This window comes from Nocardia australiensis, assembly GCF_020733705.1.
Taxonomy (GTDB): Bacteria; Actinomycetota; Actinomycetes; order Mycobacteriales; family Mycobacteriaceae; genus Nocardia; species Nocardia australiensis.
In genome coordinates, this window is sequence record NZ_JAJFZM010000012.1 from 1 (window position 1) to 11,207 (window position 11,207).

Consider the following 11,207-nt stretch of genomic DNA (forward strand, 5'->3'; position numbering starts at 1 on the left):
CGATCCCGCCGCGCACGATCAGCAGCGAGATCCCGACCGCGATCATCCAGTCCACGAACAGCGCGGCGATACGGCGTCCCAAACCCGGCAACGACCCGACTCCGGACTCGGGCAACCCCAAATACTGACCGCGGAACTCTGGGGTTGCCGGGTCGCCCGGGTCCGTCGGAGGTCCGGAAAGCCAGGATCCCGTACTGCGTGCCATGCTCCCCAGAGTAAGCGCGTCCAGCCGGTCGCCCGACACCGCATAAGGGGAGTTCACGTCGGCGCGCGCCGAAAAAGATGGCAGGATTACCATGTTGTTCGAGCCCGGGTGGCCAAGGCCACCCCGCCAGCCGGACGTGTAACACTGGCGAAACACAGCCTTGACGGCCGGGAAACACTTCATCCATAGCGTCTGGTCGCGACGAACCCATGCAATCGACACTGGCTGGGAACCGATCCGTAAGGAGAACAAGTGACGTTCAGCACGGCCGATGAGGTCATCAAATACATCGCTGACGAAGAAGTCGAATACGTCGACATTCGCTTCAGCGATCTTCCCGGTGTGCAGCAGCACTTCTCGATCCCGGCGCAGGCGTTCACGGCCGATCTCGCCGAGGAAGGGCTCGCGTTCGACGGCTCCTCCGTCCGTGGTTTCCAGTCGATCGATGAGTCGGACATGCTGCTGCTGCCCGATTTCAGCACCGCGCAGCTCGACCCGTTCCGCACCGCCAAGACGCTGAACCTCAATCACTTCGTGCACGATCCGTTCACTCGCGAGGCCTACAGCCGCGACCCGCGCAACATCGCGCGCAAGGCCGAGGAGTACCTGCGTTCGACCGGTATCGCCGACACCGCGTACTTCGGTGCCGAGGCCGAGTTCTACATCTTCGACTCGATCCGCTACGACTCGGGGATCAACGGCGCGTTCTACGAGATCGAGTCGATCTCGGGCTCCTGGAACACCGGCGCGAAGTTCAACCCGGACGGTTCGCCCAACCGGGGCTATAAGGTCCGCAACAAGGGTGGCTACTTCCCGGTCGCCCCCTACGACCACTATGTCGACCTGCGCGACAAGATCTCGTCCAACCTGCAGAACGCGGGCTTCGAGCTCGAGCGTGGCCACCATGAGGTTGGGACCGCCGGTCAAGCCGAGATCAACTACAAGTTCGGCACCCTGCTCGGTGCGGCCGACGACCTGCAGCTGTTCAAGTACATCGTGAAGAACACCGCGTGGCAGGAAGGCAAGACTGTCACGTTCATGCCGAAGCCGCTCTTCGGTGACAACGGCTCGGGCATGCACGTGCACCAGTCGCTGTGGAAGGACGGCAAGCCGCTGTTCCACGACGAGGCCGGCTACGCGGGTCTGTCGGATCTCGCGCGCCATTACATCGGCGGCATCCTGCACCACGCGCCGTCGCTGCTGGCGTTCACCAACCCGACCGTGAACTCCTACCACCGTCTGGTTCCGGGCTACGAGGCGCCGATCAACCTGGTGTACTCGCAGCGCAACCGTTCCGCCGCGGTCCGCATTCCGGTCACCGGTAACAACCCGAAGGCCAAGCGTATCGAGTTCCGCGCGCCGGACTCCTCGGGTAACCCGTACCTCGCCTTCGCCGCCATGATGATGGCCGGCCTCGACGGCATCAAGCGCAAGCTCGAGCCGCAGGCTCCCGTCGACAAGGACCTCTACGAGCTCCCCCCGGAGGAGGCCAAGAACATCCCCCAGGCCCCCACCAGCCTGGCGTCGGTCATCGACAAGCTAGAGCAGGACCACGATTACCTCACCGAAGGCAACGTCTTCACCGAGGACCTGATCGAGACCTGGATCAACATCAAGCGCGAGCAGGAAATCGCCCCGGTGAACCTCCGCCCGCACCCGTACGAGTTCGAGCTGTACTTCGACGTGTAAGTCGTATTGGGGGCTTGACCTGCGGCTGAGCATCTAACCCTGGTCCTCCGTCCGCAGTTCATCCGCAGTAGCAGTACCCGAGTCCATCCGTTCCGCGATCACCTCACCGATTGCGGTTCGGGTGGACTCGTCCGCGTCCGGCCACAGGTGCCCGTAGGTGTCGAGCGTGGTCTTGGCGCTGGCGTGGCGGAGGCGGACTTGCACGGTCTTGATGTCCGCCTTCTTGGAGATGAGCAGCGACGCGAAGTAGTGCCGGAAGTCGTGGAAGCTGAACTCCTCGGGCAATGACTGCACCTTGCCCGCGTTCCGCACCGCACGGAGGGCGCGATCGATGTGCCAGGGTGGCGCAGGGTTGCCCATGCCATCGGTCACCATGTGTTCGCCAGGCCACTTCTTAACTGACGCCGACAGCAGCAACGCCAGTTCCCTCGGTATCGGTATCGGTGTCTGGCTCGCGTCGGTCTTGAGCGGTTCGTCCTTCCATTGCTGCTTGGGGTTCACCACGCCCCGCATGAGGTCGATATCGGCGACCTTGAGCGCGGACACCTCAGCGACCCGAAGACCGGCGAATGCACCGAGCAGAACGGACGCCTGTAGGTGCTTCGGGAACGCATCGTAGATCGCCCAAACCTGTTGCGTTGTAGCGACATACGGCTTCTGCTTGCCCATCGGGGGCGCGGTTCGGCGCGAGCATGGGTTGCGGACCAGTAGGCCCTCATGCACTGCGTCGCTCATGATCTGCGAGAGGCGCGAATGCACGGCGTAGACGTAGCTCGGCTCACGCTTCTCAGTCTTCAGTTTTGCTACCCAAGACTTCACCGAGGATGGCCGGACGGCAGCCAAGGGCACCATACCGAACTCATGCGTGATCAGCTTGATATGAACCTTGGCTTGCCGAACGGTCGAGTCACGATGAACTGCGTAGCCCTGAATCCAGAGATCGCACCACTCTTGCATGGTCAGTTGTGCATCCCGTGGCGATACGTGAGTGCCCTGGACGAGCGTGGACATCTGCGCGTTCAGCCAGGCTTGCGCATCGGTCTTGCGGTCGAACCCTTTGGCGTGCTCGTTGCCCTGGTCATCGACGTAGCGCGCCCGCCATTTCTTGCCCTTGCCGTGGTTCGCTGACGGCACCTGTTCGCGGGTTGTCGTGCCATCCTCGCTCACGACGGTCACAGTCTTGAACCAGCGCGGCTCAACTCCTGAACGTCGATGGCGACGCGGTGACGTGCTCATCAGGCTGCTGCCTGCGTGCTGGTGAGCCGCTCCCGCTCCTCGATCCAGGCCAGGACGACAGACTTTCGCCACACCCGACGGCGAGCGCTGAGTTTGAAGCTTGCTGGTCCCTGTCCGACGTGTGCCCACCACCGCCAGGTGGCCTCGGGGATACCGGTGAGGGCTTCGCAGTCCTTGGCCCTCAGGTACGTGTCTTCGGTGTTCATCTCGGATTCCTCCCTATGCTGCGGATTGCTGAACGAACGAACTCTGTTGTGGCACAACGGTTTCGCGTGAAACATCACCGTCGCCTGGTGGACCTTCGGTCATCTCGAGGCGGGCGTTTGTGTACTCGGCGCGTTGGTTGATGCGGGCGGCGACGAGTGCCATGACCAGATGGGAACGAGGTGGTGCGTCCTTGTCGGTAGGTCCGACCGGGGTGATACGCAGGTGTGAGGTGTCGGGTTTGACGATGCCGACACGGGCGAGCTCGGAGCGCACGAAGTCGAGGCGATCGGCCTTGTGATCGGGAATCGTTTTGCCCGACCACTTACCCGAGTTCAGGCAGCGTCGACCGGGCAGGCCGAGAGAGTCACGACGGTGCGCGTTGCCCTTGCATTTACCCGGTTGGGTCTTCTCGCTGGCACCCTTGGGGACGATGCCGTAGCGCAACCACACACCACACCGAGGCGAGCACGGAGTGTGTTGCAGCTCGGCGTGGAGCCGGTCGTAATGCACGGCAACGCGGGTCGAGTCGGTCTCGAGGACTTCCCCGATGGACTTGGTGAGGTACTTCGTCAGATACCGGACCTTGATGTCCATTTTGTCGCTGCCGCCCAGGACCTGCACCGCCTTGGACTGACCACCGAACTTGAGGGTGTGAGCCGGTTCGAGGTCGTCGACCGAATCCATCGTCTCCAGCGCGTCGTCCCAGTAAGTCAGCGGCTTACGGGTGCGCGGGTCGGTGAAAGTACCGGCGGTGTAGTCCCACACCGGCATGTTGTCGCTGCCGTACACGGGCTGGTCGAAGTGCGGCCACCAGACATTGACGTAGGTTGCCGCAGTGACCTGATACAGCAGCTGCGAGGAGATCGAACCCCGAATAGCGATGTGCAAGTGCGGGGCACCACGACGCTGCGGTTCCACCGACGCCCAGTACTGCACGTTCCAGCCGACCGCACGGCGAAGGTTCTGCATCCACCGGTCGAACAACTTGGCGAGGTGGATCGTGTCGCGAGCTTGACGGGTGTAGTCGTAGGACTCGGGGTCACGCGGGGAACCGTCGGACACCATCTTGCCGGTCTTCGGGTCGCGGACCTTGTTGATGTGCCCGTAGGACGGCAGCGTGAGGGTGAAGAACGTTGAGGGCCGATACTTGCCGTCCGCGTACGCAGTGCCCACGGTGAGGGCCTTGTTGACCTTCCTACGGGGCAGGTCGGGCACGTCGTCACGACGACGAGTGGACTTGGCTTTGCGGCGGGGCTTGGGGTCCAGCGGCGGGAGTTGTCCACGCACACCCAGTTCCCGCAACTCGATATCGAGGTCGGCCACCAAAGCCTTGATCGCATCCGCGAGTTCATCGTCACCGTCACCGCGTGCGTCGTGGTACTCGTTGAACAGCTCCGCACGAGCAGCCAGGACATCGCGTTGGTCTTGGGTGGGTTCGGTGGTGGTGTCGGCGGGTTCGTGTTCGGTGCACCAGCCATCACGCAGCTGGGTCATGCGCAGGTAGCGGTTCGCTTTAGCACACGCCGGGCAGGTGGTGGCGTTGGTGGACTTACAGGGGGCACCGACGTAGGAGGTGCGGGAGGTGATCGGGTCGAACGCCCGCATAGGAACAACGCGAGCACACACGCCTTCCTTCTCGGCGGCGGATTCGGCGATATCGCTGATATCGGGCATCGCGCGTCGATCGGCAGCGGTTTCCCGCGCGGGGGCGATACCGATAATCGGTGCGGTCATAACGTGTTGTCCCCCTTCCATTTTCGGTGGTCTGGTCGAGTACTGCATGGCTGCGGTTTGCCGGGTGAATGACCCGGAGGCCGGATCAGGGTTGGTGTTCCCGGTCCGGCCTCCGTTGGTCGTGCTGGTTATGCCGCGTCCTTCAGGCCGTTCGACAGGGCGGGGAATTCGGGTGAATCATGTTGGTAGAGAACGATTTCCACTGTTCCGGGGCCGATGACGGCGGCGTCGCAGCCGTGGGCGCCGAAGGTGTTGGCGAGGTGGGTGGTGCGGTTTTCGTAGTCGGCGGGGCAGTGCCCGTCGAGCATCCGAACCCGGACCCGGTCGGCGGTGTCACCGATACGGACCGACAACAAGCGCGGGACTCGGGTAGTGCCGTCCGCAGTGAGGGTGAGGCGGGCGGCGGTCATGAGGCGGGTCCAACGACGCCGGTAGCGATACCAGGCGAGGTAGCGGGCACGAACCGGGGAGATAATCCGCCAGATCATTTCGGTGGCCTCCCTTCGGGTGCGGGTTCGAACAAGGCGAGTTGGTTCCGGCAGGGTTCGTGCAGGTCCTTGCGTTTCGGGCGTGGTTTCCGGATCGACGCTGCTGCCTTCGCAACGATCGGATTCGTTGGATTCGGGTGTCGCGAAACAGGATTCGCAGTGCCGGTCATGGCAGGTCTTCCCAGTCGCGCTTGCCGCCTGTGGCCTGCCGGATTGCGGCTTGTAGCACACCAACTACCGCGATGGCGTCGTCGACGGTCATGGCCAGATGCAGCACAGCGGCGAAGTTGTGTTCTTTGTGCAGGGTCACCTGAATCTGCCGATCCTGGATGGCGTCGGGAAGGTAGTTGGCGAATACCTCGCACGATTCCCGCAGATGCCCACGATCGGCGGCGACCAGTACTCGGTGAAAGTCCATGCCCCGCTCCGGCTTCCAATAGCTGTGTGAGGACTCGTGGCTGTTCATGCCGCCCAGTCCCCACCGTCGTAGTCATCGGTGCCCCAGGCCGGGAGTGTCCCGGTTTCGGCGAACAGGTGAACCGCGACCGTGACGGGGTCGAGGCCACGGGCTTGCAGCTGGCAGCGGCGGCGTGCTTGCAGGTCGATGACGTTGTCGTCGTAACGGTGGCTGGTGTTCATGGCAGGGCCTCGATTTCGAAGATGCCGCACACGATGCAGGTGCGGGAACGGGTGGTTTTGTTGAGCCGCCGCACGGTGACACGACGGTCGGGGAAGGTGTGGCCAGCTTCGGTGCAGCGGGCCAATGCTTGGCAGCCGTCGCAGATGACCTTGTCGCCGTCATAGATCCAGCCGACACCAGCGGATCGAGCGTTGAGGTAGCCGACAGCGTGGTTGGTGGAGTCGAAACAGGTCGACTCGCTGTCGGTTTCGGAGTAGACGTCACCGCAGACGTCGCAGTAGATGACCACATGCACCTCGGTGACGAGCCCGGTTTTCATGCCGCACGCTCCTGGGCGAACGCGTCCAGGTCGACCGGGCGGGGAATCGGCTTGTACTGCGCCACGATCCGGTCCACATCAGCATCGGTGACCATGAACGCCCGAGCCCGCCGGAAACCTGCCTTGCCGTCTTCCTGCACGTAGCACACCCCGGGTGTCGTGTGCGGTATCTGGTCGCAGTAGGAGCCGCGATTACGGGCACCCTGGCCGTGGATCATGGCTACCTGGGCGGCTTCGTCCATGCGCATCCCGACCCGATACGGAAGCAGCTGCCGTTGCGGCACATTCTCTTTCGACGGATCGATCACTGTCTCGATCACCGAGTACAGCGGTGCGCGTCCCTGTGAGAGCAGCAGACCGTGAGCGCGTTCGAAACGATCCTGCATCTTCGGGGTGGAGAACGCCGACAGAGCGGCCGCTTCATCGATGATCGTGACGACAAGCGGGTTCTCGGGTGTAGGAACGGGTTTGCGGACCTTGCCCCGATAGCGTTGGGTGGCTTCTTGGAGGTCTTTGACGGTCTCTTCCAGGAGTCCGACCATTTCTTCTTCGCCGGTGCAGGCGAACCGGGTGCACAAGGGTTCCAGGAACCCCAGTTCCATGCCGCCCTTCGGGTCGATCACCCGCAAGTCCACCCGACCGGAACGGATCGCCGGACCCATCCCGTTGACCAGCGACCACAACAGACTCGACTTACCCGCACCCATACCGCCAGCAATCAGGATGTGACGGCCCTGGACCGGAACACTCCAGGTCTCGCCATCCTCGAACACACCCGAGGCAACCGCCTCCAAGTCCACATCATCAGCAACCATCAACGGCACCGGGGACGGGTCAGCGAGAGTGTCCGCCACCCTGACCTGGACGCGGATGAATCCGGGAAACGACGACAGCGCAGTCACCTCGGGAACACTGATGTACTGGGCGAACGCGTCCAGAGTGTTCTGATCTGTCCAGTCCGACAGCTTATGGCCGCCACGCATCTGCACGTCCACATCCAGCCCGTGGACGGTGTACTCGACATTCAAGACCGTGGGGAATCCGTCTTTGATCGACCCGAGATTCAGCTCACTCCACAGCATCAACTCTTGCTGGCGATCGCAGAACACCAAGATCGAAGTCTTCAACTCGACCGGTGCCGCAGCCACCCAATCCGCGACCGTCTCCTCACGCGGAACCGGTTTCTGCCGTGACCAGTACGCCATCCGAGCCGCCATACCCACACCACCAGCAATCGCAGCCAGCGGGGGCAACATGGTTGCCAAACTCATGACCGATCCTGCATGTAGGCGCAATATGGGCAGGTGCACTTCTCGGCCGTGACGTCGACGAACGGGATCGGTTCCAGTTCTTGCCCCTCAGCGATCAGGGCGTCAGTCACTGCGGCACGCAGCAGCGAAATCAACGACACCGCAGACTCGACGGGCATAACCAAGTCCGGGCATAGGCCACCAGAGCTGTGCAGGTCGCTGCCACCGAAGGTCACCAGGATCGAATCCTTCGGCGCGATCGGTCCGAACGCCTCACTGTTGAAGCGGACACCCGGCGAGCCGTAACCCGCAATCTTGGTACCACCCACTCGATACTCAACGACGTCATAGATCTCACGCGAGACCCAGTAGCCCTCGCACTTGTGCATAAAATCCATTGCTAATCAACACCTTTCAGGAAGCAGCGACCGGCCGAACCGGGGCCGGACGCGGAGGTTGGAAAGACCGAGCCACACGCACAGGCGGTGCGACAGGCCGGACAGGCATCGGAGGAATCGGAGACTTCACCGGCACCGAGGCAGGCTCCGGGGTCGAGGGTTCAGCGACCACAAGTTCGGCGATCGGAGGTTCAGCGACGACAAGTTCGGCGATCGGAGGTTCGGGGAATGAGGTTTCCGCAGGCACGGAATCCGTTACAGGCTCAGCCGATTCGATCGGAACCGATCGATGAGTGCGCAACAGCACCGCCAGACCATGCGTATCGATCAACAGAGCAGCCCGGGGCGATCACCGCCAGGACAGCAGCACCCACACCATGACCAGACACCACAGCGTGAGCGACGTTGCCACCGATCGAAACCGCAGCCCCAGCAACCAGGACACGCTCGAACCACTTCCGGTCATCACTGTCGGCCAACACAGCAGCGCGATGGTGGCCTGAATGATGGTGACGTCCACAATGACCGGAACAGCCACGCCAGCCGTCAGGAGTACGAGCCTTCACCGCGAGGTCCTGCAACGCGCGATCGACAACACGAACGCGGCAACCCGATAACCACGACAACGAGAACGGCGGACAGCGAGCCCACGCCATTCCCCTTGGACTGCCGATCCGCAGTGCTCATCGTCCACGCCGCCTTGGACTCGGCACGGGACTATCTCGGCGCAGCCTTTTCGGTGGCGGGCAGTTCGGCCGCAGCGTGAGCATCAGCAGTTTCCGGCCAACCGCTGCGCCAGAGTTGCACGCACGTGATCGATGTCCAGAAAACATCGTCGCGTGCGTACTGCTGAGGGTGCTTTCCAGGCCGATCCACACCGTCGCCGGACGGGTGTAACCGTCCTTGGTGGTCGTGGCCGGGTGATAGACAGCGGCGACTCGATCGCAGGACCCCGCCGAGGTGGACATGTGCGACATGGCAATCACGCAGCCTTCGACGCGGCAGGCTGGCTGACCTTCGCACCAGAGTTATCGCCCTTGATACCACCGGCATAGAAATTGAAGCCCTGGTACTTGAACTCACCCTGACCCATCACGCGCGGCTCGGCCAGCAAACCCTCCAGCTCAACCTGACGCATACCGGCAACACCTCAGGAGTAGAGGGCACCGGCTGAACCTCCGCCAGGAAGATCAGCTGAAAGCTGGCGCGCTTGGAATTTGTCTCCGACGGATCGGTGACCGTGGCCTTCCACATCAGCAGGCCCGTACCGGCGCCGGTCTTCGGATCGAAGTCGTAACGCTGCTCAGGGGCAGCATTACGGTCCTGGTTGTACTTGGTCAGCGGCTCGATCGGACCGACCAGGACCAAGCCCATAGGAAAGGCTTCGGAGTGAGAGATCGGGAAGCGGTAGCCCTTGAGTGCCATTGAAATCAGCTCCTGTATGTCAGTATTGTGGGGGTCCTATATAGGACTAACTTCTATAGGACCATAGAAGATGGCCGTGGATCAGTCAAGACCTACAGAGGACTTAAGATGAATAGGTCCTCAAGAGGGAGAAGGGATGCAATGCTGCAAAGTACGAGCTGTACTTCGACGTGTAAGTCGTATTGGGGGCTTGACCTGCGGCTGAGCATCTAACCCTGGTCCTCCGTCCGCAGTTCATCCGCAGTAGCAGTACCCGAGTCCATCCGTTCCGCGATCACCTCACCGATTGCGGTTCGGGTGGACTCGTCCGCGTCGGCCACAGGTGCCCGTAGGTGTCGAGCGTGGTCTTGGCGCTGGCGTGGCGGAGGCGGACTTGCACGGTCCTTGATGTCCGCCTTCTTGGAGATGAGCAGCGACGCGAAGTAGTGCCGGAAGTCGTGGAAGCTGAACTCCTCGGGCAATGACTGCACCTTGCCCGCGTTCCGCACCGCACGGAGGGCGCGATCGATGTGCCAGGGTGGCGCAGGTTGCCCATGCCATCGGGTCACCATGTGTTCGCCAGGCCACTTCTTAACTGACGCCGACAGCAGCAACGCCAGTTCCCTCGGTATCGGTATCGGTGTCTGGCTCGCGTCGGTCTTGAGCGGTTCGTCCTTCCATTGCTGCTTGGGGTTCACCCGCCCCGCATGAGGTCGATATCGGCGACCTTGAGCGCGGACACCTCAGCGACCGAAGACCGGCGAATGCACCGAGCAGAACGGACGCCTGTAGGTGCTTCGGGAACGCATCGTAGATCGCCCAAACTGTTGCGTTGTAGCGACATACGGCTTCTGCTTGCCCATCGGGGGGCGGTTCGGCGCGAGCATGGGTTGCGGACCAGTAGGCCCTCATGCACTGCGTCGCCATGATCTGCGAGAGGCGCGAATGCACGGCGTAGACGTAGCTCGGCTCACGCTTTCAGTCTTCAGTTTTGCTACCAAGACTTCACCGAGGATGGCCGGACGGCAGCCAAGGGCACCATACCGAACTCATGCGTGATCAGCTGATATGAACCTTGGCTTGCCGAACGGTCGAGTCACGATGAACTGCGTAGCCTGAATCCAGAGATCGCACCACTCTTGCATGGTCATTTTGCATCCCGTGGCGATACTGAGTGCCCTGGACGAGCGTGGACATCTGCGCGTTCAGCCAGGCTTGCGCATCGGTCTTGCGGTCGAACCCTTTGGCGTGCTCGTTGCCCTGGTCATCGACGTAGCGCGCCCGCCATTTTTGCCCTTGCCGTGGTTCGCTGACGGCACCTGTTCGCGGGTTGTCGTGCCATCCTCGCTCACGACGGTCACAGTCTTGAACCGCGCGGCTCAACTCCTGAACGTCGATGGCGACGCGGTGACGTGCTCATCAGGCTGCTGCCTGCGTGCTGGTGAGCCGCTCCCGCTCCTCGATCCAGGCCAGGACGACAGACTTTCGCCACACCCGACGGCGAGCGCTGAGTTTGAAGCTTGCTGGTCCCTGTCCGACGTGTGCCCACCACCGCCAGGTGGCCTCGGGGATACCGTGAGGGCTTCGCAGTCCTTGGCCCTCAGGTACGTGTCTTGGTGTTCATCTCGGATTCCTCC

At 62.4% G+C, this 11,207-nt stretch carries 14 protein-coding genes and 1 pseudogene; 1 reads left to right on the top strand and 14 read right to left on the bottom strand.

All coding sequences use genetic code 11. The features are described from left to right. Positions 1-205 (bottom strand): annotated as a pseudogene (locus LKE06_RS27140) (RDD family protein); the annotation flags it as partial. 252 nt (positions 206-457) lie between these two features. On the opposite strand from LKE06_RS27140, the gene glnA reads away from it, so the two are divergent. Continuing rightward, positions 458-1,894, top strand: coding sequence for a type I glutamate--ammonia ligase (gene glnA, locus LKE06_RS27145; RefSeq protein WP_228002208.1), 1,437 nt, complete (start codon positions 458-460; stop codon positions 1,892-1,894). A gap of 33 nt (positions 1,895-1,927) precedes the next feature. On the opposite strand, the gene LKE06_RS27150 is transcribed toward glnA, so the two are convergent. From LKE06_RS27150 to LKE06_RS27210, 13 genes are all read right to left on the bottom strand, one after another. Further along, positions 1,928-3,061 carry a tyrosine-type recombinase/integrase gene (locus LKE06_RS27150; RefSeq protein WP_228002209.1) on the bottom strand — a complete coding sequence of 378 codons (1,134 nt, stop codon included), beginning with the start codon at positions 3,059-3,061 and terminating at the stop codon, positions 1,928-1,930. Positions 3,062-3,129: 68 nt separating this feature from the next. Continuing rightward, a complete protein-coding gene (locus tag LKE06_RS27155; RefSeq protein ID WP_228002194.1) occupies positions 3,130-3,336 on the bottom strand; it encodes a helix-turn-helix transcriptional regulator in 207 nt (68 codons plus the stop codon). Positions 3,337-3,349: 13 nt separating this feature from the next. Then, positions 3,350-5,071 (bottom strand): replication initiator, encoded by a 1,722-nt coding sequence (locus LKE06_RS27160; protein WP_228002195.1) that lies wholly within the window; start codon positions 5,069-5,071, stop codon positions 3,350-3,352. Between the two features lie 128 nt (positions 5,072-5,199). Then, positions 5,200-5,559: a hypothetical protein gene (locus LKE06_RS27165; RefSeq protein WP_228002196.1), complete on the bottom strand. Its 360-nt coding sequence runs from the start codon at positions 5,557-5,559 to the stop codon at positions 5,200-5,202. Positions 5,560-5,725: 166 nt separating this feature from the next. Then, positions 5,726-6,025, bottom strand: coding sequence for a hypothetical protein (locus LKE06_RS27170; RefSeq protein ID WP_228002197.1), 300 nt, complete (start codon positions 6,023-6,025; stop codon positions 5,726-5,728). Next, the gene (locus LKE06_RS27175; RefSeq protein WP_228002198.1) at positions 6,022-6,198 is read right to left on the bottom strand and encodes a hypothetical protein; all 177 of its coding nucleotides are present in this window, start codon (positions 6,196-6,198) and stop codon (positions 6,022-6,024) included. Before LKE06_RS27175 ends, LKE06_RS27170 begins: the two co-directional genes overlap by 4 nt. Further along, positions 6,195-6,518, bottom strand: a complete 324-nt coding sequence (locus LKE06_RS27180) for a hypothetical protein (RefSeq protein WP_228002199.1) — start codon at positions 6,516-6,518, stop codon at positions 6,195-6,197. The genes LKE06_RS27175 and LKE06_RS27180 overlap by 4 nt, the downstream gene beginning before the upstream one ends. Further along, a complete protein-coding gene (locus tag LKE06_RS27185; RefSeq protein WP_228002210.1) occupies positions 6,515-7,789 on the bottom strand; it encodes an FtsK/SpoIIIE domain-containing protein in 1,275 nt (424 codons plus the stop codon). Before LKE06_RS27185 ends, LKE06_RS27180 begins: the two co-directional genes overlap by 4 nt. Further along, positions 7,786-8,166: a hypothetical protein gene (locus tag LKE06_RS27190; RefSeq protein ID WP_228002201.1), complete on the bottom strand. Its 381-nt coding sequence runs from the start codon at positions 8,164-8,166 to the stop codon at positions 7,786-7,788. The genes LKE06_RS27185 and LKE06_RS27190 overlap by 4 nt, the downstream gene beginning before the upstream one ends. A 349-nt stretch (positions 8,167-8,515) precedes the next feature. Next, the gene (locus LKE06_RS27195; RefSeq protein WP_228002211.1) at positions 8,516-8,704 is read right to left on the bottom strand and encodes a hypothetical protein; all 189 of its coding nucleotides are present in this window, start codon (positions 8,702-8,704) and stop codon (positions 8,516-8,518) included. A gap of 554 nt (positions 8,705-9,258) precedes the next feature. Beyond that, positions 9,259-9,591 carry a hypothetical protein gene (locus LKE06_RS27200; RefSeq protein WP_228002212.1) on the bottom strand — a complete coding sequence of 111 codons (333 nt, stop codon included), beginning with the start codon at positions 9,589-9,591 and terminating at the stop codon, positions 9,259-9,261. Positions 9,592-9,800: 209 nt separating this feature from the next. Next, on the bottom strand, positions 9,801-10,268 hold the full coding sequence (locus LKE06_RS27205; protein WP_228002213.1) for a site-specific integrase: 468 nt from the start codon (positions 10,266-10,268) through the stop codon (positions 9,801-9,803). Positions 10,269-10,629: 361 nt separating this feature from the next. Next, positions 10,630-10,953, bottom strand: a complete 324-nt coding sequence (locus LKE06_RS27210; RefSeq protein WP_228002214.1) for a hypothetical protein — start codon at positions 10,951-10,953, stop codon at positions 10,630-10,632. Positions 10,954-11,207 lie beyond the last annotated feature (254 nt).